Below are 24834 nucleotides of genomic sequence, written 5' to 3'. Positions count from 1 at the left end.
CTCCTTTGCCTTACTGCATCCGAGGTGCAGGAATGATGGCTGGGTTTGGTGAAGGCTGGCCAATCAATTGACGCTCGCCACTCATCACGCCGATCAAGGTCACTTCACGCACAGGCATACCGTTTGTGCCTTTGTAGGTGATCAGGCTGGTTGCGCCCTGCACATTTTCTAAATTGGCGATGGCATCGCGCAATTCTTGTGAGCTGGCATCTGGGCCTGCTGCCATGCTGGCCGCTTCGATCACTTTTGCCAAATCATAGCCAATGGCGTTGAACACAGTTTGTGACTCTTCGCCATAAGTCTCTTTATATTTGGCATTGAAGTCAGCCATTGGGCTGTTTTCAGTTGGGTGGCCTGCTGTGGTGAACACCAAACGGTCAGCTGCTGGCCCAATTGAGAAAGTGGTTGGGCTATCAATGCCGTCAGAACCGATCACCTGACTGGTGACGCCAGCTGCCCGTAGAGCTTTGATGAAAGATGGGAAATCTGGCTCATAGGCAGATGTCATCACCACATCAGGTTGAGGGTCCATATTGGCAATACGTGTGGCAATGGCAGAAAAGTCCTGCTGGCCCAGCGTATATGTATCGCGGCCCACAACTTCGCCGCCCAATGTTTCCATCACGTCTGCGAAATAGAGCGGCATAGATGTATATTGGGTGTCTGGCGAATAAACGATATAGGCCGTTGTCATGCCTTGGTCATAAGCCCATTGTGCCGACACGGTGGCTTGCACATTGTCGCCTGGGAAGTTGGCAAACATATAGTCGCCGCCGATCATGGGCAGAGTTGGCGATGAGGCACAGGTTGAAATGGCAGGCACTTGTGCGCTGTCCACGATGGAAATCGCCGCCAATGATGGGTCCGCATCACAAGGCAAGATCAGCACTTTCACACCGGCATCCACCAACTCTTGGGTGGCGATAGCGGTTTGCGCAGCGTCCGACCGAACGTCTTTTTGCACCAGCTCAATTTTGAGGGTGCCGCCAATGCCGCCTGCCGCGTTGATTTCATCAACACCCATTTGCAGGCCTTCAACAACAGGGCCATCATAATGGGCCAAAGCGCCTGTTTGCGCGGTGGCAACGCCCACTTTCAATGTTTGGGCATAGGCACCACCCGTTAGGGCCATGGCCAAAATGCCGGTCGTGAGTAAAGTCTTTTTCATGTCTTCCTCTCCTTTTATGGCAAGCCAGCTATGCTGACCGCCCCAAATAGGCTTCCACAACGGCCGGGTTGTTTCGGACTTGTTCAGGTGTCCCCTCAGCAATCATTTTGCCTTCGTTTAAGACCGCGACGCGGTCACAAAGCTCATTGATCAGTTTTAGATCGTGATCGACGATCAGAATGCCGATGCCCAACTCCGCGCAAAGCTTACGGAGCGTTTCCATCAAATCATCTGTTTCTTCGCGGTTCATGCCCGCGGCAGGTTCATCCAAAAACAGCAAGGTTGGTTCGCAGGCGAGAGCGCGGGCAATTTCCACCCGACGCTGATCGCCATAAGAAAGCGTGCCGGAATCCTCATCCGCGCGATCCAATAGGCCAAGTCGTTCAAGCGCTGCATAAGTGCGCGCTTCGGCATTTTTGCCGCCGCGCGTCGACAGAGCGGCCACGTGAACATTTTGATAAACCGTCAAATCTGGGAACAGGCGAATATTCTGGAACGTCCGGGCAATCCCGAAATTAGCCACTTCATTGGACTTGCGGCCAATCAATTCCGTACCTCCCAGCTTCACGCTGCCCACCGTTGGTTTCAACACGCAGGAGAGCATGTTCATCACTGTGGTTTTGCCAGACCCATTGGGGCCGATCAGGCCAAAGATTTCGCCGGGCTTGAGCGTCAGCGACACATCATTCACCGCAGTAAGACCACCGAACTGCATCACCAGTCCACTTGCTTGCAGCTCGGTGTGCTCTTCCACCGGCTTCGCCGCCGCAGGAGCATCTTGTGGTGAAATTTCACGGGCGAAGAAACGTTCTTCCCATTCTTTTAGACCTGCCAAACCATTGGCCTTGCGGAACATGGCGACCAAAATGATCAAGCCAATGCCGATTTGTGTGGTGCCGAAAATGGTGGGCATTTCAAACCCGAACAGGGTGAACCCGCTTTCAAATCGGCGCAGAATTTCGGTGATCAAGGTGATCACCACCGCACCTGTGAATGCCCCGGTCACTGTAGACATGCCGCCCACAATCAACATGGAAAGCAAAAAGAAGGTGTCTGTGAAATAGAATTTTTTCGGGCTGAACGCACCAAGGAAGTGCGCGAGCAAAGACCCGGCCAAAGCCATCAGCATGGCGCTGACGATAAAGGCGATCAGACGTTCTTTTTGAATATTGATGCCCACCGCATTGGCGGCGATGGCATTGTCGCGCCCAGCGCGCAAGCGTAAGCCAGACACTGAATCGCGGTAGAGACGCGCGGCAATCAACGCAATGATGCATGCAATGGCCGCCGTCCATAATGTTGTTTCGCGCGGCACGCCAAAAAATGTTTGTGCACCACGGGTAACATCGCGCCAGCCAATGGTAACGCCGTGTACAATGATCAAAAGGCCCAATGTGGCAATGGTGGCGGCGGAGCCTTCCAGCCTGCCGATTGCCGCGCCAATAATGGCCGCGACCACACCGACAAACAGCACAGCAATGAGGGTTGCCGAGACAAAGTCGAGTTGTGTGGTCGCCAACCAGCTTGGGAGATTGGGCAGGGTGGCGGTTTTCAATGGCACCGGCAGTGTGAGCAACGCTGCGCAATAAGCGCCAATGCCCATAAAGCCCACATGGCCAAAGCTCAAAATGCCGCTATTGCCGCTGTAAACGCCAATACCAGCCACCCCGATTAGGGAAACCAGAAAAACGATCATGGTGCGTTCCAACGCACCACTGCCAAAACTAGTGATGCCGGCAATTGCCAATATCACCAGGAAAATCGCCGCAGACGCGAATAGAATATGGCGCTTTGGTGCTGTGATCATTTATTCTCCCCCACCAGATTGGTTGCATTTAGGATTTGATAAATATTTTTCAAAGTCAACAGATAAAATTTTTATTGACGAATTTTTTTCATTTGCGATAATGGCGAATGTGGGGAGGAATTTATGACAGTACGGGTACAACTCGCAGAAAAAGCGGATGAATTTACCGCCAATGAGCGCAAGCTCAGCTCTGCTATTTTGGCGGATTATCCTTTTGCGGGCTTGGCTCCGATTCAGGTTTTAGCTGAGAAAACCAACGTTTCAGCCCCTACCATCTCACGCTTTGTCACCAAACTTGGCTATGCAGGCTTTCAAGATTTTCAGCAGCAACTGATCGCTGAATTGAAAGAGGGGCAAAAATCTCCTGTGGATTTGCACCCGACCCGGCGGCAGGTGGAAGGTGATGATTATTTGAAAGGATTTTTTCAAAGGGCCGAGCAATTGCTGCAAGAGACCTGCGAAATGATCTCCGCCAGCCAATTTGAACGGGTGTGCGCCATGTTGTCAGATGACAAACGCGGCCTCTATCTGATTGGTGGGCGCATGAGTGATCCTATTGTGCAATATTTGTCGCGCCATTTGCGCCAATATCGCGCCAATGTGTTTCACTTGCCCTCTGATCCTGAAGTGTGGCCCGAATATTTGCTGCGCATGCGGCCGAAAGATATTTTGGTGACCATCGATTTCCGGCGTTATCAAAAATCGCTTGCCGAACTGGCGCAAAAAGCCGTGCACGATCAAGGCGCACGCCTTGTGCTGGTCACGGACAAATGGATGTCACCCATTTCAAAAGATGCGCAAGAAGTGCTGCCAGTGCCTATTGATAGCGGCACGGTGTGGGACAGTTATGCCGCAGCGCTGGCCCTGGTTGAGGCCATTGTGGCGCGGGTGACCGAGACAAATTGGGATCAAACCCGCAATCGTATCGAGGCCTGGGACGCGGCCCGCTTGAATTTTGAAGGACGAAAACATGATCAATAGCCCTCTCGTCTTTGCCGCAACTTGCGACCTTTCTGGCCAAGTGCGTGGCAAAGCCTATCCTGTGTCAGAACGTGAAGGCCGCGCCAAAAAAGGCATTGGCTGGGTGCCAACCAATAGTTTGATCACCTGTTTTGACACCATCGCCCCGTCACCTTTTGGCGCTTTGGGCGATTTGGTGATCGTGCCAGATGAGAAGGCGGAGATTGAAGTTGAGCTGGAAAAGGGCAAGCCAGCGGAGCGCCTAGCTCTTGGCGATATTCGTAATTTGGACGGCACCGCATGGGGTCTTTGCCCGCGCTCAATTTTGCAGGATGCGCTTGATCGGCTGGATCGCGCAGCGGGCTTACAGGTCAATGCCGCCTTTGAACATGAGTTTCAAATGCCAGACCTAGAGTTGCAACCTGGGGAAGCGTTCAATTACGGCGCATTCACCCACCACCGCGTGTTTGGTGAAGCCTTGGTCGCCGCCATGGAAGCAGGGGGCATTGAGCCAGATACTTTCTTGAAAGAATATGGAGCGCGCCAATTTGAAGTGACCAATGCACCGGCACTTGGCAAAAAAGCCGCAGACTGGGCCGTGTTGCTGCGCGAGCTCACCAAACGCTTGGCCCGCACCATGGGTCATCATGCCAGCTTTGTGCCGATCATTGATCCAGATGGTGTGGGCAATGGCGTGCATGTGCATATCAGCTTCCTAGATCAAAATGACGATCCGGCAACCTATGACGCTGACCATCCTTATGGGATGAGTGCCACAACAGGGTCTTTTATTGCGGGTATTTTGAAATATCTTGATAGCTTTTTGGCGCTCACCGCCCCAAGCGACATTTCTTATTTGCGGCTCACCCCGCATCGCTGGAGCGCGGCATACAATAATCTTGGCTATCATGACCGGGAAGCGTCCGTTCGGATTTGCCCGATCACGGCGAAAGACGAAAAGAAACGCGCAAAACAATATAATTTTGAATTCCGTGCCGCAGACGCTGCCGCGTCACCCTATTTGGTGATGGCCGCTTTGGTGCATGCGGGCGCGCAAGGCATTGAAGACAATCTGCCGATGCCGAATGTAACGCAGGAAGATTTGTCCGAATTGCCAGAGAGCGAGTTGCACGCACGCGGCTATGTGCGTTTGCCACAAACTTTGAGCGAGGCGCTTGATCGTTTTGAGGCAAACGAAACCGTGCGCTCTTGGTTCGATCCACAATTTAGCGAAGTCTATCTGGCCCTCAAACGCGCTGAGATCGATCATGTGAAAGACATGTCGGACCTCGAAAAGTGCGCACTTTATTCCAAGGTTTATTGATCAGTCCGCGCGGCCTTAAAAACTGGAGCAGACATGAACTGCACACCACTTTATAAGCGCGACGGGGCGGCCCTGTCGATGCTTCAGAAATTGCGGTTTTTCCCACTTGCCGTTTCTGGCGGCGCGGGAAGCACTTTGATCGAAGATAGCGGACGGGAACTGTTGGACCTTTCGGCCTCTTGGGGCGTTGCAAGCCTTGGCCACAGCCACCCGGCCATCCGCGCAGCGGTGGACGGCGCGCTTGCCAATCAGGCTGGCGCGTCCATCCTATCAGGCACAAATCAACCAGCTGTCGAGCTGGCCGAAACTTTGCTTAAATTAACGCCCGGCGCTGGCGACCGCCGCGTATGGCTTGGGCATTCTGGTAGTGATGCGAACGAAACTGTGGCCCGGGTTGTGCCCGCCGCAACAGGGCGGTCTCGCATCATGGCATTTTCCGGTGCCTATCATGGCGGCACGCAAGGCTCTATGTCTGTTTCGGGGCACTCGGCGCAAGAAGGCGTAGCAAAGTCCAGCGGGCTCACGCTGGTGCCTTATCCTGATCCTTTCCGCCCATTTGAGGGCGACCCCTCAGGGGAGGCATTGCTGGCGCATATCGAAAATCTTCTCGCAACCAGTTGTCCCGGTGACGAAGTTGCCTGCTTCTTTATGGAGCCTATTCAAGCCGATGGCGGTCTGATCGTGCCTCCTCAAAACTTCCTGTCGCGCCTCGCCAAATTATGTGCCCATTATGGGATATTGACGGTTTGCGACGAGGTCAAAGTGGGCCTTGGGCGAACAGGCAAATTGCACTGTTTTGAGCACGAAGATTTTGTGCCGGATATTGTTGTGTTCGGCAAAGGGTTGGGCGGTGGTCTGCCCATTTCCGCCATTGTCGGCCCCGCTTGGATTTTGGATCACGCCCCAGCCTTCTCAATGCAAACGCTGCATGGCAATCCCGTTTCTGCATCGGCGGCCCTAGCGGTGCTAAATACAATTCAAGCCGACAATCTGGCCGCAAAAGCGCAGGCAAATGGGCGCATATTGATGGACGACATCGCCCACCTAACATCGCAGCAGCCAGAGGTTGGCGATATACGTGGGCGGGGTTTGGCCATTGGGGTGGAACTTATTAAAAATGGCACCAATGAACCCAATGCCGAACTCGCGCAAAAAACCGTTTATCGCGCATGGCAGCTTGGCGCTGTCTTTTATTATGTCGGCATGAATTCCAACGTGCTTGAACTAACGCCGCCTCTTATCTTGTCCGAAGATGAGGCAAGGGCAGGGGCACGCATTGTAGCGCAAGCAATAAGCGAAGCGGCTGCGGGTAAAGTCAACGATGACGAAGTTACCGAATTTGCCGGATGGTAAACGGGATCAATCTGTAAGTTCCACGAAAAAGGGCGGCGCTGTGCGCCGCCCCAAATTCATCTGCGCAGTTTTAAACCACAAGCACCGGGCGCTTAGAAAGACCAGTGACCTTATGGGACACACTGCCCAGCAAATATTCTTCCACTGAGCCCATGCCTCGGCTGCCGATCACAATCAGATCATTGTCGTGCTTGTCCGCAAATTTAACGATGGTCCGCGCAACGCCACCGGGCGACACGAAGGCGTGCACATTCGGGCATCCCGCTTCTTTCGCCAGCTTTTTCGCATGGTCTGCTACCTCAGTGGCATGTTCGCGCATTACATCGTCCAAATTGCCCGGCTCGTTGGGGCGTACCATAGAAAGGGACGCCTCCAACATTGAATGATGCCGATAGACGGTGAGGATCATCAATTTGCCCTCACCATCGCCAGATTTGATCAAATCAACCGCCATCTTCAACGCGTTTTCCGCGCCTTGCGATCCATCAAATGGCACCAGGATAGATTTAAACATGTCGTCCTCCTTTATTTCGCAAACACCAGATCACGCAGGAACAGCGCAATTTGCGGGAAGAAGATCATGGACACAGCCACGCTGAGCAAAATGAAAATGAACGGCGGCGTGCCGCGGATCACTTCCATATAAGGCCGTTTGAACACAGCAATGGCCGTGAAAATATCACATCCAAAGGGTGGTGTTGCCGAGCCGATGGCCACCTGCAAGGTAATGATTGTGCCCACCAAAACCGGGTCCAGCCCCAAAGATTGCACTACAGGCGCAAACACGGGCACCAGCACCAAAATCACCACAATCGGGTCAACAAACATGCAGCCGACAAAGAAGGCAATGGAGATGACAAACAGCACCCCGATGCGTCCCATCTCAGTGATCCCGATGGCGCTCAAAATTTCTTGCGGTACTTGCGCAAAAGAAATGACCCACGAAAAGGCCGCGCCGGCGCCAACCAAAATAAACACCACAGCGGTGATCAGGCCGGTAGATTTCGCCGTGTCATACACATTTTGCAGCGACATGGTGCGGAAAATGAGCACTTCAAGCACCAAAGCGTAAAGCACGCAGGCCGCAGCCGCTTCAGTTGGGCTGAAAATGCCGCCATAAATCCCCCCGATAATGATCAGCGGGAAGCCCATGGGCCAAATGGCCTGTCTCAAACTGGTGAGCCGTTCGCCCCAAGTGGCTTTTTCTTCGGTCGGCACATTGTTGCGCACCGCATAAATGTAGCTATAGATCGAAAAGAGTAACAGGATCAAAAGACCCGGCCCAATGCCCGCGATAAACAGCTCAGCAATTGAGGTGTTGGACACCACGCCATAAATGATCATCCCGATTGATGGGGGGATCAAAAAGGCAATATCGCTTGAGTTGACGATCAGCGCCAAAACAAAACTGTCTTTGTAACCCGCCTTCAACATGCGTGGGCGCAAGGGCGAGCCGATGGCCACCACCGTGGCTTGGGTGGACCCGGAGACCGCGCCAAACATGGTGCAGGCCGCTGCGGTGGACACCGCCAAGCCGCCCTTCACATGCCCCACAAATGACATAACCAGATTGATCAACCGCCCCGCGGATTGACCGCGGGTCATAATGTCAGCGGCAAAGATGAACATGGGCACCGCGATCAACGAGGCGGGGCGAATACCCGCCATCATTTGCTGCACCATTGTTTCCATCTGGCCGAAACCATTAAACATCATAAAAAAGCCGATGGTTGCCCCAACAATCAGCGGCACCATCATCGGAAAGCCCAGCAAAAGCAGGACAATCATTGAAAGAAATACAATCGTTGCCATGTCCTGTCCCCCTAAACTTCCGTCTCTTCGTCAGAATCGTACCCTTCCAACACTGCGGTGGAGAGGTAGATGTCTTTCGAGGTCATATTTTTGATGGCGGTGAGCAGATATTGCATGCCGGTCATGAAAAAGCCGACTGGCACCCACACCAATATGATCCAAACCGGAATTTGCAAGGAAGGCAGCACCCGTCCGCGTGACGCCTGCGTGCCGATATAATTGATGGCATAATAGCAAAGGCCAAACATCAACACGGCGGTGATTAGGGTGATGGCAATCATCAAAACCCGCCTCAGTTTGGGCGGCATGGCATCATAAATGGCAGACATGCGAATATGGCGCCCATGGCGCGCCGCATAGCTGATCCCCGCAAAAGTGATCAAAATGATCAGAATGCGATTTAGCTCTTCTGCAAAAAAGATGGAATTGCCGAATGCAAATCGGCCCAGAACGTTGGCACTTGTGTTGAGTGCCATCAACAGCACCCCAACGGCCAATAAGAAAGATTCAACACGGCCAATCACCGTGTCGATTACCCCCAAAAAGCCCGGCAAAGCTGAATCGAGCTCTTGCAAGTCATGCTCATCACTCATGATGTTTTCCCCCACGCAAATTGAGCTGCCCGGCCAGAACCCTCACGTTTGGCCGAGCAGTTTAAGCGTGCAAATGATTATTCAGCCGTAGCGGCCAAATCAGCTTTCATCTGCTCCAAAATGGCCTTGCCGCTATCGCCAGTCATTTCAATGAACTTGGCTTCAACTTCAGCAGCCGCATCAACAAAGCACTGGCGTTCTTCTTCGCTCAGCACTGTTACGGTCATTTCAGGTTTAGCTTCTTTGATTTTGGCCAACTCTTGCTCGGCCAAACCTTTTTGGTAGGTCACAATGTGATCATAGGCGACCGCCGCCGCATCTTGGATCACTTTTTGATCTTCTTCACTCAAGCCATCATAGAAGTTTTTGTTGGCCATAATGGCGGTGGTGAAGTTGTTGTGGCCCGTGTAGGTGATGTGGTCGGTCACCTCATAAATCTTGGTTGAATACAAGAAGAATGTCGGGTTTTCCTGACCTTGAATGATGTTGGTTTGCAAACCACCATACACTTCACCCCATGGCAAAGGCGTTGGGGTAGCGCCAAAGGCTTTGTAGCTTTCCACCAAAAGCGGGTTGGTCATCACACGGAATTTCACTTCGTTCAAATCTTCACATGTTTTGACCGGCTCTTTTGTGGTCATCGCCACTTCGCCTTCAGGATACATTTTCAAAAGCTCTAGGCCCTGATTGGCATAAAGATCCTGAAAGTCCTCATTGATGGCCTTGCTCTGCTTGTAGAACCGAGCCAGATGCTCTTGGTCTGTTGGCAGCAGGTACGGCACAAAGAACACTTGTGCTTCTGGAATCAGCGCGCCCGTGAAGCCAGGAGACTGGTTCACAAACTGCAAAATGCCAGCTTGCGCCTGTTCCATAATATCAGCAGACTCGCCAAGGGTACCGAATGGGAAAAGCTGAATTTCATGGTCTGAATTGGCTTCAACTTCTTCCTTAAACTTTTGGGCATATACGCCCTGAACCTCTGTCAGCGCTTCTTCAAAAGCATACCGCCAAGTGTCGGCATGAGCAGCTGTCAAACTCATCGTCATCGCACTAGCAAAGGCCAGTGTTCCGAATGTATGTTTAGTGAGTTTTTTCAAAATTTCCTCCTAAAATTACATTGGCATTCATCCGACTGGACAAAAGCAAAATCATCGCGATTGGCAGTAAAAATACCCATCGACCCCATCAACTATTGCGTGCCTTCCCCCCGGCTGTCCACCCCCCGGCCAGTGCAATTTCCCTTGGATTAGCTGATGTTTTGCGCGATCAACGCCAAAATGAGGTCAAAAATCAATCGAAGATTTTGACCAAAAAGTCATGGAAATTTGTGGTGTAGTTGAACAATGAAATTTTGGAGAAATTCACTTTATTTCATCATTTAGTTAACTAGCGCTCATGCCCACTGAGCACCTTTCCCAACTACCCCCAAAAGGGATACAAAATGATATATAAAATTTTTCAAAATGGACGTAGTTTGGTCGGCAAATCATCGCCGACCAAAGTGTAATTTATCCGGATAAATTCAACTAGAGATTGGGGCCGATTAAATAGTCAGAAAAAAGTGGATCATTTGCCATTCGAGTGGCAATTTTTTCAAAATCAGCACTTAACGGGCACAATGGTGCGCGCGTAGGGCCAGCTGAAATGCCTCTCGCTTGCATGATCGCTTTGATGCCCGGCAACACCCCAATTTCTAATAATTGGGTCACAAATTGCTGGGAAATATCCTGCAATTTTTGTGCCGTAGGCAAATCGCTTTTGCGAATCGCCACATTCAACTCTGCATAAAGCTTCCCCATCACATTGTAGGTGGACCCGATGCCACCATCGGCGCCCAAGGCGCCCGCGCTGAGATAGACCTCATCAAAGCCGAAATAGAAGGTTTTATCGCGATGCGCCGCTTTGAGTTGGCTGAACTTGAACAGATCGTGAGATGTGAACTTGATGCCTGCAACATTTTGCAACTGCAAAATCTCGCTCAGCACGCCAAAGGGTAGGGGACGATTGGTGCGCACGGGCACTTCGTAAACGATCATCGGCAGATCTGTCGCGTCGCTCAGGGCCTGATAATAGGCGATGATTTCGCCATCCGTGAAGGGATAGGCATGGGGTGGCAACGCCGAAAGCCCGTCATATCCCAGCTTAGCCGCGTTTTGCGCCAAGGCAATGGAATCCCGCAAAGTGGGCGCACCCACATGGGCAATCAGCTTTTTGCCCTGACCGGCCGCGGCGTTGGCCACCACTTCTTGCTGGTCTAACAATTCTTGAGTGTTGAGCAGACCAGATTCGCCGCTGCTGCCTCCAACATATAGACCATCGAGCCCTTGGTTTAACACGGCTTTTGTCACCTGCATTTGCCGTTCAGCGCAAAAAGACTGGTCGTCTTTCATCGCGGTGATGAGGGCGGCAAACATGCCGCGCAATTGGGTTTCCATCCTATCCTCCAGTTTTCAAAGCCGTTTTTTCATAAGACCAACGGCGAAATTGGGTTTTGCAATTCCAAATATTCCTAAATGACAAAATTTAGTTTGACAATTATTTTATTTGGTAATACCAAAAATAAAAAATGGTAAAGCAAATGCTTGCGGCTAGATGGGCAAACGGCTTATCTAAAAGAGCATTAATTGCCAATTTAGGAGGAATAGATGGCCTTAAAGGACATTGAACATCAGCAAAAAGACCAGCGTCGAGCCGCCGACGTGATTGCTGATGCCTTGATCGATGAAATTCGCCAAGGTGTGATTGCCCTTGATGCAGCAATCCCAACCGAGCGCGAATTATGTGAGCGCTTTTCTGCCTCACGGCCCACAGTGCGTGAAGCGCTGGCGCAAATGCAGATGCGTGGCTATGTGGAAACCGGTTCTGGTCGTCGCCCGCGTGCGATGCGCCCGTCCATTCAAACGGTTTTGCAAACCACCGGCATGCATTTGCGAGAGATTTTGGGCGACGCGGAAAGCGGTGCACATTTGGAGCAGATGCGCCAATTTATTGAAGCCGGTGCCGCCCGTGAGGCCGCATTGAAAGCTGACAATGTGCAGATCACCAAATTGCAGGCCGCGCTTGAGGACAATTTCAAGTCTATCGGCACGGCGCAATTTGCCGAAACGGACATCGCGTTTCACCGCGCCATTGTTTCAGTGCTCGGCAACCCGATCATCTTGAAACTGCACGATATGTTTGTAAGCGCCTTGCTCGCTGGTCGTGCCCCAACGGATGATCCTAAACGCTATGACATGATGGCCTATGAAGAGCATCGGGCCATTTATCAGGCAATTTTGGATGGCGATGTGGTAACCGCCACCAACATTACAGATCGGCATTTGGCCCGATCTTATCGCGCGCGGCTAAGCGTGCCCCAAACCACCTTAAACGACCATCAAACAGAATTGGCAGCCAAAGGGCTGACCTAAAAATTGGCAAACACCGTCTTTGCCAATCATCATAAATGGAGGAAATTGATGAACATCACGACCAAAACATTGAGCGGTTTGACCGCGATTTTGTTGGCAACGACGAGTGTGCAAGCGGCAGAACTGACATTTGGCATGCAAGACAATGAAGTCTCAAATGTCTATCAAGGTGCAGCGGCATTTAAAGAAAAGCTGGAAGAGATTTCTGGCGGCGAGATGAGCGTAAAGCTTTTCCCATCCGCCACATTGGGCGATTTTAAAGCCATGGTGGCACAAGTGCAGGCTGGCGAGCTTGATATGGTGATGACTGGCTATCCAGACATGAGCTACATCATTCCAGAGCTGAAGCTGATCGGCGCGCCTTATGTGGTCAAAGACTATGCGCACCTGAAAGAAATCATTGCCGGGCCTTGGGGCCAGGAAATGGATGTCAAATTCCAAGATGAAGGCGTGAAGCTTTTGGACGTTTGGTATTATGGCACCCGTCAAACCACATCGAACAAGCAGATCGATTCAATTGAAGATATGGCTGGGTTGCGGATGCGCACACCGAATGTGCCATTCCTGATTGCCTATGCTGAAAATGTAGGCGCAACGCCTGCGCCTGTGGCTTTCCAAGAGGTTTATTTGGCCCTGCAAACCAATCAGGTTGACGCGCAAGAAAACCCATTGCCGACCATTGACGCGATGAAATTCTATGAAGTGCAAGATTATATCGCCTTGACCAACCACTTTGTAGCCTCAGCGGCGATCCAAATTTCTGCCGACAAATGGAACGGTCTCAGCGATCAGGAAAAAGCCTGGGTTGAAGAAGCCATCATGGCGGGCGGCAAAGTGTCGAACGACATAACATTTGAAGCTGAAGCGAACTTGATCGGCAGCTTTAAGGAAAAAGGCCTGACCGTTACGGAGCCAGATTTGGCACCATTCCGCGCGGCGATGAAGCCTTATTATGACGAACTTGAAGCTGAGTTTGGTGAAGGCGCCATTGCAAAAGTGATCGGAAACTAGTCAGTCCATCACAACTCCTTAAATGCCTTGATTGGGGGTGAGGGCAGCCTTGCCCCCAAAACCTAAAGCGAGAACCTATGAACGTTGAGCGCAAATATAGTTTGGAAGGCACCATCGCGACACTTTTGTTTGTGGCGCTGATCATGGTGGTGCTGTTGCAAATTCTGGGGCGAACCAATTTGGTTGTCGGCCCGGTTTGGACCGAGGAAGTGGCCCGTTGGCTTTGGGTGTGGATGGCGTTTTTCGCGATCCCCGAAGTCGAACGACAAAATGCCCAACTCAAAATGGGTTTTTTGGCCGAAATGCTCGCCGCCAAAGTGCAGGCCATTCTCTATTTGCTCATCGACCTCGCTTATTTCGGCATCATGGTGCATCTCAGCTTTATTGGGTACAAAACCATTCTGCGCACTTGGCGCAATGAAAGCGTAACCCTGCCTACAAGTGATGCCTTGCTGTATGCCTCTGCCTTTGTGGCGTCTTTCTTTGTGCTGTTCCGCATTGCCCAACGGGTTTGGCAACAGGTGCAAAGCTTGAAAGCTAAGGGAGAAAACCAATGATTTTGAGCATTATTGGCCTTGCTTGGCTGTTGATGGTGTTGGTGGGCGTGCCCATTGGCATCGCCATGATTTTCGTTTCCATGGGTTATTTTTATTATACCGGCATGGGCCTCACCTTCGCCGTGCAGCGCATGGTGGATGGGCTAAACAGCTTCCCCATGCTTGCGGTACCGCTGTTTATTTTGGCTGCTGCTATTCTCAATTCTTCGCGCATTACCCATCATTTGTTCGGCTTTGCGCGCGCCTTGGTAGGCCACATCACAGGCGGCTTGGGCCATGTGAATGTGCTGGCGTCCTTGTTTTTCTCTGGCATGTCCGGCTCGGCCTTGGCTGACGCAGGCGGCTTGGGCAAAATGGAAATCGAAGCGATGCGTGACGCTGGCTATGATGAAGAATTTGCCGGTTCAGTCACTGCTGCCTCTTCGATGATCGGTCCCTTGGTGCCACCGTCGATCACCATGGTGCTTTATGGCGTTGTGTCCAACACGTCCATTGGCCAATTGTTCTTGGGTGGCATTGTGCCGGGCGTGATGTGCGCCATCGCCTTGATGGTCATGGTCTATTTCATGGCAAAGCGCCGCGCTTACCCCACAGATCCACGCAAAAGCTATGGTGAAATCGGCACGCTTTTCATCAAATCCTTGCCTGCTTTGCTTACCCCCGTGGTGATTGTCGGCGGCATCTTCTCCGGCTATTTCAGCCCTACCGAAGCCGCCGCGATTACCGTTGTTTATGCAATCTTGATCGATATGATTTTTTATCGCGAATTGACCATTAAACGGTTGTGGAACGCGCTTTACGAAACCACCGCCACCTCGGCTGGCATTGCAACCATCATTGCCGGGGTTAGCCTGCTGGGTTATGTGCTCGCCCGCGAGCAAGCCCCGCAGCAAATCGCCCAATTGTTCCTTTCAATTGCCAACGACCCAATCAGCTTTTTGATAGCCGTCAATTTGATGATTTTTGTCTTGGGCTGCTTGGTAGAAAGCTTGGCGATCTTGTTGATCGTTGTGCCCATTTTGGTGCCCATCGCCATCAGTTTCGGCATTGATCCGGTCCATTTCGGCATCATCATCGTGCTCAATTTGATGATTTCAATCCTCACGCCGCCCATGGGCATGGCCCTATTCGTCGTGGCGCAGGTGGGCAATATTCCATATCTCAAATTGGCGAAATCAATTTTGCCTTGGCTGTTGCCGCCCATAATTGTGTTGATTTTGGTGTGTATATTCCCCGTATTGGCCACCGGCCTGCCAAACTTAATGGGGTAAAACATGTCTATTTTAGACCAGATGCGCGGCGGGATTGTCGTATCCTGCCAGCCGGTTGACCATGGGCCAATGGATCAGCCGCATATTGTCGCCGCCATGGCGCAAGCCGCGGTGGCGGGCGGCGCAAAGGCGGTGCGGATTGAAGGCGCTGACAAGGTGTGGGCCACGCGACCACATATTTCCGTGCCGATCATCGGCATTGTAAAACGCGACTTGCCAGACAGCGACGTGCGCATCACGCCCTATTTGGAAGATGTGGAAGCCTTGGCTGACGCAGGCGCAGATGTGATTGCCTATGACGGCACAAACCGCCCGCGCCCGCTTTCAACAAGCGAGTTGGCCGTCGCCATCACTGCGCTGGGCAAGCTGCCCATGGCAGATTGCAGCAGCTTGGTCGATGCAGAACGCGCGGTCACCGAAGGCGCCCAGATTTTGGGCTCAACCCTATCGGGATATGTCGACGCCCCCACGGCCACAGATGAAGATATGCCCGACTATTTTATGGTGCGGCAGCTCAAACAGCTTGGCTTGTTCACCATGGCAGAAGGGCGATATTCCAGCCCCGACCGCGTCCGCGAAGGCTTTGTGCACGGGGCAGATGCCGTGACCGTTGGCACTGCCTTGACCCGATTAGAAATCATGACCAGTTGGTTTTGTGCTGAGGCCCCAAATGGCTAAAATGCTGAATGGATTCGCCATAGATCTTGGCGGCACCAAGCTCGCCGCCGCGCGATTTGAGGCCAACAAATTGGTCGACAAAGTGCAAATGCCCACCCAAGCAAGTGCGCCTTTTGGCGATTTGTGCAATGGCATAGGCGAGCTGCTCAACCAATTGGGTTTTCAGCAAAATGATCGCTTGGGCGTCGCCCTCACGGGCCGAATTGATCAGGCTGGACATTGGTCCGCAGTCAATGGCGGCACCTTGCCCAAAATCAAAAATATTGATGTGCGCAACGCCTTGCGGGTCCGCTTTGGGCAAAACATCACCATCATAAATGACGCAACCGCTGCCGCCTGTGGCGAAGCCCATTTCGGGGCAGGGCAGGGCGTAAGCGCATTTGGCTATATCACCATTTCAACCGGTGTTGGCGGCGGCATCGTGCTTAATGGCCATCCAATCACCAGCCCAAACGGTTTAGCAGGTCATATCGGCTTTATGCGCTCTCCCTTAGGCAATGCCAAATGCGGCAGCGGGCGTTTTGGCACAGTGGAAAGCATCGCCGGTGGCCGCGCCATCGCACAATTGGCCGCTGAAGCTGGTCATTCAGATTATGACGCAAAACAGGTTTTTCAAGCGCATCTTGAAGGCCACATTTGGGCCAGCGAAATCATCAACCGCGCCGCAGAAGCCATCGCCATCCAAATCGCAGACCTGACCAGCATTTTTGGCTTGGAGCGCGTGGCAATTGGCGGATCAATTGGCCTAGCCGATGGCTATATTGAGTTGATCATCAATCATTTGCAAAATGAACCCGCGCTGTTTCAGCCAGAAATTCTGCCCGCACATTTGGGTGGCGACAGTCCACTTTTTGGCGCCCTGTGTGCATAAGTCGCGCAATGTAACCATTTGCCTTGGCACATATTATTATTGTATTTGTTGATCCTCGGGTGAGGAGAAACATGATCAATCGAATGCTTTGTGCTGCTTTGCTGATCGTTATGATTGGCGCGGTGGTGCCAGTTTACGCGCAAGAAAAATCTCAGCAATTACGGGTTTTAACCTCAATGTCCGAACGGGTTTTTGGCCCGTTTGTGGAAGGTTTCGAGCGCGAAAATCCTGATATTGATGTGCTGGTGCTCAATAAAAATACCAACCATGCTCTGGGCGAAGTCGCTTTGGGCAATGGTCGTAAATTTGATCTTTTCTGGGCGTCATCGCCTGAAGCCTTTGACATGCTGGTCGATTTTGATCATCTCGCGCCCTATAAGGGCAAAAAGCATCATGATTTTGCGCTGTCTTCGGTTGGTTGGAGCTGGAAAACTGACCGTTTGAGCAAGGTGCCAAGCAGTTGGAACACATTGCTTGAGCCCCGGTTTGATGGCCGTATCGGCATTGCGCGGCCTTCACGTTCAGGCACCACCCATCTAATCGTCGAACAATTTTTGCAAGATCGGGGCTGGGAAGATGGGTGGCAATATGTGCTGCAACTAAGCGCCAATTTCGCCACCATCACGTCGCGCAGCTTTGGGGTGATTGATGGTCTGAAATCTGAACGGTTTGAGATTGGCTTAAACATCGATTTTCTCGCCATTTCTGAGGAAGAACTGAGCTTTCAATATGGGCGTCCGGTCATGTTGGTGCCCGGGCGCATCGCCAAACTGCGTGGCGGTGGCGCACCAGATCTGGCCGATCGGTTTATTGATTTTGTGCTTTCGCCAGAGGGGCAGAAAATTCTGCTCACGCCCAACATCAACCGGGTGCCAATAGATGCGGAATTGCGCAAAACCCTGTCTTACGAGAAATACCCCGCGTTGAACGCCGCTTTGCGGTTAAGCTGGGCCGCATATGACCCCGAATTGGCTGCCCGCCGCTATTGGATGGTGAATGAGATATTTGATCAATTTATCACCAATCAGTTTGGTCGCCGTCGGGCCATTTGGCGCGATATTCGCGACATTGAAGCCGATCCTGAACTGGCCAAAGCGCATCGGAACAAGCTTGATCTCGCCAAAACTTATCTGCTGACCATGCCGATTGAAGAGCATGAGGTGGCGATTATGCAGCCAAGCCCCATGCCGGGGCCGGGCAACCGCTATGCCCCCATGACCGCGGAGCAAAAGAAGTTTCAGGTGCGGTGGCAATCCCAAGCGGAAATGCTGCTCAATATGGCAGAAAATGAACTGCGCGAGATCAGAAAATGAGTGAGGTGGCTTCACTCAAAGATCGCTTTTTCAGTGTTCTCCCCGGCGCCTACAGCGTTTGGGGTCGGCTATTTGCATCGTTCCTGCTGATTTCCGCCATTTTGGCGATCATTTCCGTGGCCGCGGTGTGGCGCTTCACCACCCTCAGCCAAGATATGTCTGCTCTGGTGGAGCAGCAAATGCCAGAGATTGTGCAGGTCAATGAAGTCGCCACGGCAGTTACAGAATTGGCCGCGCAGGCCACGATTCTCAGTGAGCCACGCTTGCGCAAAGACCGTGCTGCCTATCAGGAAACGCTTAATCAGCAATTGTCGAACCTGTCAGATCGGATCAGCCAAGTTCGCGATCCTGAATTGGTGTCCGCCCGCGACGAGATTGAAGAGCATATTCGCCTGTTGTTGAGCTTCTCTGACCAGCAATTCAGCCTTGAAGAAAATCTGATCGCCAAAGCTTCCAGCTTGCGCTGGCTGCAAGCGGATTTCCAGTCTGAAATCTCACCGCTTTTGCTCGATATTTCGTTCAATATCGATAATGCTGTGTCGCGCATTGAAGCTTCGCAAGGCCGTGATGATTTTCGGGTGGCCTTTGATCTTTTGAGCAGCGAGAGTGCAAAGCGCGATTTGGTGCAGGAGGTGGGGCGCGAGGGCAGTTTTGCCATTAATGCGATGCTGCAAAGCACCAATGCCCAAAGCGCCGAAAGCCTCGCACAATTTGCCGATATTACCCTCGAAAGTTTGGACCATGCCAATCGCCTATTGCAGGAGCTGGGCGATGCAAGCAGCCTGATCACATTGGAGCAATCACTCCAATCATTGCGCGAACTTGCCATTGCTGAAACAGGGGTTTTCGCCATTGCGCAACAATTGATTGAAACCCGCCAGCAAGTTTTGCTCGAACTCGCTGCTGCCCAGCAAAGCCTTTCCCAGTTCCAAAAAGAACTTTCTGAAACCGGCGAACAACGCCGCGCAACTGCAATCAGTGTGGCCGATGCTGCGATTGTTGGCATGCAAAATGCCAGCGTTCAAATTGTGCTGCTTTCCCTAATCGGGTTAATGGCCATGTCATTTATCCTTGTTTTTTATGTTCGCCGCCGCATTGTGGCGCGGCTGCAAGCGCTGTCCCATGCCTTGCGCGCCATCGCCCGGGGTGAGCTGGATCAACCCACCGCGCAGATGACAGGCAGTGACGAACTGGGCCGCATGGGCAATGCCGTTGAGGTGTTTCGCCAATCGGTCATTGAACGGGAAGAAACTCTCAATCGTTTGCAAAAAGAAATTGAGGAGCGCGAACGCACCAACAAGAAATTGCAGCAAACGCAAGTGGAACTGGTGCAGGCCGGAAAGCTGGCCGCGCTTGGACGATTGTCAGCAGGCATTTCGCACGAATTGAACCAGCCAATCGCCGCCACCCGCTATGCGGCGCACAATAGTTTGACCCGGCTTGAGCAGGGGGCAGACGTGAAAACGCTAGAAAAGCCATTGCAAAAGATCGTGCGGCTTTCTGATCGGATGACAGCTTTGGTCAAGCAATTCTCGCATTTTGCCCGCCGTTCGGATTATCAAATCAAACCTATTGATTTGGCCCCTGTTGTGGAACGCTCCGTTGAAATTTTCCAATCACGTTTGGCCGAGCAGCCCAATGTCAAAATTGAATGGGACGCAAAAAGTCTGAAGCGGCAGGTACGTGGTGACCCGCTGTTGGTGGAGCAAGTGCTGGTGAACCTTATTTCAAACGCCATTGATGCCATTACTGAAGCCAATCGAAAAAGTGGTAGCATCCAGATCATCGGCAGACCTGAAGGCGAATTTGTTATGATTGATGTGATCGATAATGGCGCGGGCATTCCGCAATTAGAGCATGATATTTTTGAGCCTTTTGTCACGTCAAAAGAGGTGGGCAAAGGCACTGGGTTGGGCCTGAGTATTTCTTACACCATCGCGCAAGATTTGGGCGGCGTGCTACACCTGCGCAACAATGTAGACCAGGGGGCCACGGCGAGTTTGGGATTAAGAGCGGCAGATGAATAGAACTTTAAAACAACAAATTATGCTGATCGATGATGATCAGGATTTGCTGGAAGAAATCGCTGACACGCTAGAGCTGGCCGGGCATCGGGTGATGAGCTTTGAGCGCGCAGATTTGGCGCTGCCCCACATCACCAGCCAATTTAATGGGGTGATTGTGTGCGACATTCGCATGCCGAAAATGAATGGCTTGGAGCTGTTGGACCATGCCATCAATCTCGATCCTGAATTGCCTGTCATCATGATCACTGGGCATGGTCAAGTGGCTGAGGCCACGATGGCGATGAAGGCTGGCGCTTATGATTTTTTGGAAAAGCCCGTCGCGCCCGAACGGCTTTTGGCCACGCTTAGCCGTGCGCTTGAAAAGCGTCAATTGGCGCAAGAGGTGCGGGCGCTCAAGGGACGTGTTGGCGAAGATCAACTGTCCGCCCGGCTGATTGGCAATGCCAAAAGCACCCAGCAACTGCGCGAACAAGTCGCCACATTAACCCCGTTAAACGTGGATCTGATTGTGCGCGGCGAAACGGGCAGCGGCAAGGATGTGATCGCCCGGGCGCTGCATGACTTAGGCCCGCGTGGGCAGGGACCATTTGTGGCGGTAAACTGCGCGGCCCTGCCTGAAACCTTGGTGGACAGCGCGTTCTTCGGCCATGAAAAAGGGGCCTTCACCGGGGCGGATCAGGTTCATGTGGGCTATTTCGAAGCAGCCAATGGCGGCACATTGTTTTTGGATGAGCTGGAGTCCATGTCGCTTAACTTCCAAGTCCGCTTGTTGCGTGTGCTGGAAAATCGGGAGATTACCCGGTTGGGCGGCAGCAAGAATATCAAATTGGATATGCGGGTTGTGGCTGCGGTGAAGGGCGAGTTGGATCAGTTGGTGAAGGCGGAAAAACTACGGGCTGACTTGGTCTACCGCCTCAACATTGCCTCCATCGACATCCCACCATTGCGGGCGCGCAAGAGCGATGTGGAACTGCTTTTCATGCATTTTTGCGAACGCGCCGCAAGCTTGCATCAACGCGAAGTGCCGCAGCTCAGCGCCCCATTGCGCCACAATCTCACCCGCTACGATTGGCCGGGCAATGTGCGGGAGTTGAAGAATGCTGCCGAGCGGTTTGTGATTGGTTTGCCGCTGCAATGGTCGAAAGAACCACTGCAAAATCAAGGCGCTGAACTGGGCGATTTGCCGCTTGATGATGCGGTGGGCGCATTTGAAAAATCATATATTGAGCAGGCACTGACCCATCATCGGGGCAATGTTACCCAAACGGCTGAGGCCTTGGGCGTGCCCCGCAAAAAGCTCTATCTGCGCATGAAGAAATATAATTTGGACAAGGCCCATTTTGACACAAATGGGTGAGTCAAAATTGACGCAATGGGTCAGAATTGACACATAAACGTCTGGTAAAATTTTAGAAAATTCTATTATTTTTCAGATAATTATAGTTTTTCCTCCAATTGGCACGCCGATTGCAATGAAGAGGGTGCGGAAATTTCCGCATACCTAGATTTGGGAGGAAAATCGGTATGAATTTATTACGTAACGCCCTGCTTGCAGGCGTCGCTGTTGCGGCAACCGCAAGCGCCACTTCTGCCTTCGCGGCAGACAAGTTGGTGGTGGTGACATCTTTTCCAAAAACACTGACCACACCTTTCGAGCAAAAGTTCGAAGAGATGTATCCTGATGTCGATGTTGAGATCGTCAACAAGTCGACTTCATCCTCAGTGAAATATATTCAGGAAACAGCATCATCCAACACATCTGATATTTTCTGGGCTTCTGCACCGGATGCGTTTGAAGTGTTGAAATCTGATGGCTTGTTGATGAAGAGCGGTGTTAGCAACGATAGCATTCCACCAAATGTGGCTGGCTATCCCATGAACGACCCTGATGGGTTCTACAATGGTTTCGCTGCTGCTGGCTATGGCATCATGTATAATGAGCGCTATTTGGCAGGTAACGATCTTGAGCCTGCTCAGCAGTGGATTGATTTGGCTGAACCTGAATATTTCGGCCATGTGGGCATGTCTGCCCCTTCACGCTCTGGCACAACACACCTGACTGTTGAAGCACTTATTCAGGGTGAAGGCTGGGATGAAGGCTGGTCACAGTGGAAATTTATCGCTGGTAACTTTGCCACAGTAACAGAGCGTAGCTTTGGTGTGCCAGACGGTGTGAACTCAGGTCAGTTTGGCCTTGGCATCGTGATTGACTTCTTTGGCCTCGCCTCAAAGGCGTCTGGCTTCCCTGTTGATTTTGTTTATCCAAAAACAACAGCGATTGTGCCGGCCAATGTGGGCATCATCAACAATGCACCGAACGAGCAGGCCGCTAAAGACTTTATCGAGTTCTTGCTGTCCGTTCCTGGTCAGGAATTGCTGTATCACCCTGAAATTCGTCGTTTGCCGGTAAACATTGAAGCTTATGCCAATGCGCCGGAAAACTTCCCGAACCCATTCAATGGCACCATTGAAGCATCGGTGAACTTCGACGTTGAAAAATCAGGCGCTCGCTACAATGTGGTGAATTCCTTGTTCGATGTGATGATCACTTATCGGATGGATGATTTGCGGGACGCAGTGCGCGCCGTGCAAATGGCCGAAGAAAAGTTGGGCGATGCTGACAATGCTGAAGCACAAGCTTTGATTGACGAAGCCCGCGCATTGATCGCGAAAATGCCGATCGATGAAGCAACAGCACTTGATCCAGACTTTAACGCCATCTTCAAAACAAAGCGCAAAACCGCTGAAGATGTTGTTGAAGGTCGTCAGGCTGAAGTTGAGCAAGAGTGGGATGCTCAAGTGACTGCCAACTATGCAAAGGCGAAAGAACTCGCCGATAAAGCAGCTTCAATGCTGTAACAGACCAAATAGATGTGTTGGCCCGCTGGGCCAGCACATCATCTGGCACAAAGGTATTCCATCATGACTCATCAATCCGCTGGCGCGGCACCTGCACGCCGCCGCTTGACAGATGTGCTGTTTCCAAAATTGTCGGGCACGGTGCTCGCAGCCATCTTTATCGCAACGCTTTTGTTTGGCTTTTTGATTTTGCCGGTGGCAAAGGTGATCTATGTCGCCTTTGTGGACCCGCAAACCGGGGGCCTGACCCTGCAAAACTTTGGGGACTTTTTCAGCTCCTCATTGTTCCGGGAAAGCTTTTATAACTCATTTTACGTTTCGGCCATGTCCGTAGTGCTGGCCAGCGTATTCGCCCTGCCGCTTGCCTATATCACCTCACGATTTGAGTTTAGCGGCTCCATGCTTATTCAAAGCCTTGGCTTTATCCCCTTGATCATGCCGCCATTTGTTGGCGCGATAGCGATGCAGCTTTTGTTTGGCCGCAACGGCACCTTCAATTTGCTGCTGGGTAATCTGGGCATCAATATTCCCTTTATGGAGGGGCTAAACGGGGTAATTTTGGTGCAAAGTGTGCACTATTTCCCGTTCATTCTGATCAACCTTTCCGCCAGCTTGCGCAATATTGACCGCTCTATGGAAGAAAGCGCGCAGAATTTGGGTGCACATGGTTTGCGCCTGTTCCGCCGCGTTGTGTTTCCATTGGCTGCGCCGGGCTATTTGGCAGGTGCGTCGCTGGTGTTCATCAAAGTGTTTGATGATTTGGGCACGCCTTTGCTGCTGAACGTCAACAATATGCTCGCGCCACAGGCCTATTTGCGCATTTCCTCTATCGGCATCTCTGACCCGATGGGCTATGTGATTTCCTTTATTTTGGTGGCCTTCTCAGTGTTCTCACTTTGGGCCAGCTTCTTGCTGATGCGCGGCAAAGATTATGCAACCACGCAAAAAGGCGGGGGCGGTTTGAGCCGTCGTAAGCTCTCCACCAAAGAAAACATCTTTGCTTATGGCGTGGTGATTTTGATCCTATTGATGGTGCTTTCACCACATATCGCTTTGGCACTTTTGGCCTTTGGTACCATCTGGTCCTATAGCCCGCTGCCTGATGGCTACACACTGGAAAACTTCAGCACCATGTTTGCTCAATCAGGCGTCTACATCAAAAACACGCTTGTTTATGCAGGCTTGGCCGCCTTGATCGACGTGGTGTTGGCCACTGCCATTGCCTATATCGTGTTGCGCACAAAAATCATTGGCCGCCAATGGCTGGACTATATGGCGACTGCCGCCCTTGCGGTGCCAGGCGTTGTGTTGGGCATTGGCTATTTGCGGACCTTCAATGATTTTGACGTGCCGCTTGTGGGCAAGCCTTTGGCCTCTTGGTGGGTCATCATCATGGTGGCGCTGACCATTCGCCGTTTGCCATACGCCTTGCGGGCATGTACCGCCGCGTTGCAGCAGGTCAGCATTTCGCTGGAAGAAGCTGCGGAAAGTTTGGGCGCTGATCGTTCAAGCACCATCCGCAAAATTGTGGTGCCTTTGATGTCTGGCGGTATTTTGGCTGGCTTTGTAACCAGCTTTGCCACCGCCGCTGTGGAACTTTCAGCCACCATCATGTTGGTTTCAACCGACCAAGATGCGCCGTTGGCCTATGGCATCTATTTGTTCATGCAAAGCCCATCTGGACGAGGGGCAGGGGCTGCCCTTGGCATATTCGCCGTCATCATCGTCGCCGCGGGTACTTTGCTGGCCCAATATATCATCGACCGTGACCGGAAACACCGGACAGGCGAGCGCTAAGCGCTCGCCCTTTGTGGAGGAAC

Annotated in this window: 21 protein-coding genes; 14 read left to right on the top strand and 7 right to left on the bottom strand. The window is 52.0% G+C overall.

The features are described 5' to 3' along the window. Positions 1–10: 10 nt before the first annotated feature. Together ATL17_RS16660 and ATL17_RS16655 are read right to left on the bottom strand one after the other, a co-directional pair. Positions 11–1168 (bottom strand): ABC transporter substrate-binding protein, encoded by a 1158-nt coding sequence (locus tag ATL17_RS16660; RefSeq protein WP_133573985.1) that lies wholly within the window; start codon positions 1166–1168, stop codon positions 11–13. Between the two features lie 28 nt (positions 1169–1196). Then, a complete protein-coding gene (locus tag ATL17_RS16655; protein WP_133573984.1) occupies positions 1197–2975 on the bottom strand; it encodes a branched-chain amino acid ABC transporter ATP-binding protein/permease in 1779 nt (592 codons plus the stop codon). Between the two features lie 123 nt (positions 2976–3098). Between ATL17_RS16655 and ATL17_RS16650 the strand changes: the two genes are divergently transcribed. The 3 genes from ATL17_RS16650 to ATL17_RS16640 are packed head-to-tail and all read left to right on the top strand — an operon-like array spanning position 3099 to position 6612. Continuing rightward, positions 3099–3956 carry a MurR/RpiR family transcriptional regulator gene (locus ATL17_RS16650; protein WP_133573983.1) on the top strand — a complete coding sequence of 286 codons (858 nt, stop codon included), beginning with the start codon at positions 3099–3101 and terminating at the stop codon, positions 3954–3956. Further along, a complete protein-coding gene (locus tag ATL17_RS16645; RefSeq protein ID WP_133573982.1) occupies positions 3946–5259 on the top strand; it encodes a glutamine synthetase family protein in 1314 nt (437 codons plus the stop codon). Before ATL17_RS16650 ends, ATL17_RS16645 begins: the two co-directional genes overlap by 11 nt. A gap of 33 nt (positions 5260–5292) precedes the next feature. Further along, positions 5293–6612, top strand: coding sequence for an aspartate aminotransferase family protein (locus ATL17_RS16640; RefSeq protein ID WP_133573981.1), 1320 nt, complete (start codon positions 5293–5295; stop codon positions 6610–6612). A gap of 70 nt (positions 6613–6682) precedes the next feature. Here the strand turns inward: ATL17_RS16640 and ATL17_RS16635 are convergent, their stop codons facing one another. From ATL17_RS16635 to ATL17_RS16615, 5 genes are all read right to left on the bottom strand, one after another. Beyond that, entirely contained in the window at positions 6683–7126 is a 444-nt protein-coding gene (locus tag ATL17_RS16635; protein WP_133573980.1) for a universal stress protein, read from the bottom strand. Positions 7127–7137: 11 nt separating this feature from the next. Then, positions 7138–8424 carry a TRAP transporter large permease gene (locus ATL17_RS16630; RefSeq protein WP_133573979.1) on the bottom strand — a complete coding sequence of 429 codons (1287 nt, stop codon included), beginning with the start codon at positions 8422–8424 and terminating at the stop codon, positions 7138–7140. Between the two features lie 11 nt (positions 8425–8435). Continuing rightward, positions 8436–9017, bottom strand: coding sequence for a TRAP transporter small permease (locus ATL17_RS16625; RefSeq protein WP_133573978.1), 582 nt, complete (start codon positions 9015–9017; stop codon positions 8436–8438). Positions 9018–9094: 77 nt separating this feature from the next. Further along, positions 9095–10114: a TRAP transporter substrate-binding protein gene (locus ATL17_RS16620; RefSeq protein WP_246028744.1), complete on the bottom strand. Its 1020-nt coding sequence runs from the start codon at positions 10112–10114 to the stop codon at positions 9095–9097. A 429-nt stretch (positions 10115–10543) separates the two neighbouring features. Continuing rightward, positions 10544–11452 carry a dihydrodipicolinate synthase family protein gene (locus tag ATL17_RS16615; protein WP_133573977.1) on the bottom strand — a complete coding sequence of 303 codons (909 nt, stop codon included), beginning with the start codon at positions 11450–11452 and terminating at the stop codon, positions 10544–10546. Positions 11453–11662: 210 nt separating this feature from the next. Between ATL17_RS16615 and ATL17_RS16610 the strand changes: the two genes are divergently transcribed. The 11 genes from ATL17_RS16610 to ATL17_RS16560 all read left to right on the top strand — a co-directional run bounded on the left by ATL17_RS16610 (position 11663) and on the right by ATL17_RS16560 (position 24811). Beyond that, positions 11663–12427: a FadR/GntR family transcriptional regulator gene (locus ATL17_RS16610; RefSeq protein ID WP_133573976.1), complete on the top strand. Its 765-nt coding sequence runs from the start codon at positions 11663–11665 to the stop codon at positions 12425–12427. A gap of 48 nt (positions 12428–12475) precedes the next feature. Then, positions 12476–13438, top strand: a complete 963-nt coding sequence (locus tag ATL17_RS16605) for a sialic acid TRAP transporter substrate-binding protein SiaP (RefSeq protein ID WP_133573975.1) — start codon at positions 12476–12478, stop codon at positions 13436–13438. A 77-nt stretch (positions 13439–13515) separates the two neighbouring features. Next, positions 13516–13995: a TRAP transporter small permease gene (locus ATL17_RS16600; RefSeq protein ID WP_133573974.1), complete on the top strand. Its 480-nt coding sequence runs from the start codon at positions 13516–13518 to the stop codon at positions 13993–13995. Next, complete coding sequence (locus tag ATL17_RS16595; RefSeq protein ID WP_133573973.1) at positions 13992–15266, top strand: TRAP transporter large permease; 1275 nt, start codon at positions 13992–13994, stop codon at positions 15264–15266. Before ATL17_RS16600 ends, ATL17_RS16595 begins: the two co-directional genes overlap by 4 nt. Positions 15267–15269: 3 nt before the next feature. Beyond that, positions 15270–15944 (top strand): N-acetylmannosamine-6-phosphate 2-epimerase, encoded by a 675-nt coding sequence (locus ATL17_RS16590; RefSeq protein WP_133573972.1) that lies wholly within the window; start codon positions 15270–15272, stop codon positions 15942–15944. Next, positions 15937–16815 carry an ROK family protein gene (locus ATL17_RS16585; protein WP_133573971.1) on the top strand — a complete coding sequence of 293 codons (879 nt, stop codon included), beginning with the start codon at positions 15937–15939 and terminating at the stop codon, positions 16813–16815. The genes ATL17_RS16590 and ATL17_RS16585 overlap by 8 nt, the downstream gene beginning before the upstream one ends. Before the next feature lie 71 nt (positions 16816–16886). Further along, positions 16887–18128: an ABC transporter substrate-binding protein gene (locus tag ATL17_RS16580; RefSeq protein ID WP_133573970.1), complete on the top strand. Its 1242-nt coding sequence runs from the start codon at positions 16887–16889 to the stop codon at positions 18126–18128. After that, on the top strand, positions 18125–20155 hold the full coding sequence (locus tag ATL17_RS16575; RefSeq protein ID WP_133573969.1) for an ATP-binding protein: 2031 nt from the start codon (positions 18125–18127) through the stop codon (positions 20153–20155). Before ATL17_RS16580 ends, ATL17_RS16575 begins: the two co-directional genes overlap by 4 nt. Beyond that, positions 20148–21512 carry a sigma-54-dependent transcriptional regulator gene (locus ATL17_RS16570; protein WP_133573968.1) on the top strand — a complete coding sequence of 455 codons (1365 nt, stop codon included), beginning with the start codon at positions 20148–20150 and terminating at the stop codon, positions 21510–21512. Before ATL17_RS16575 ends, ATL17_RS16570 begins: the two co-directional genes overlap by 8 nt. A gap of 167 nt (positions 21513–21679) precedes the next feature. Beyond that, positions 21680–23014 (top strand): extracellular solute-binding protein, encoded by a 1335-nt coding sequence (locus ATL17_RS16565; protein ID WP_133573967.1) that lies wholly within the window; start codon positions 21680–21682, stop codon positions 23012–23014. A 63-nt stretch (positions 23015–23077) separates the two neighbouring features. After that, positions 23078–24811, top strand: a complete 1734-nt coding sequence (locus ATL17_RS16560) for an ABC transporter permease (RefSeq protein WP_133573966.1) — start codon at positions 23078–23080, stop codon at positions 24809–24811. Positions 24812–24834: the final 23 nt, after the last annotated feature.

Origin of the sequence: Maritalea mobilis, assembly GCF_004363175.1 — a bacterium.
Classification (GTDB): Bacteria; Pseudomonadota; Alphaproteobacteria; order Rhizobiales; family Devosiaceae; genus Maritalea; species Maritalea mobilis.
This window is presented reverse-complemented; position numbering and strand designations above follow the sequence as displayed.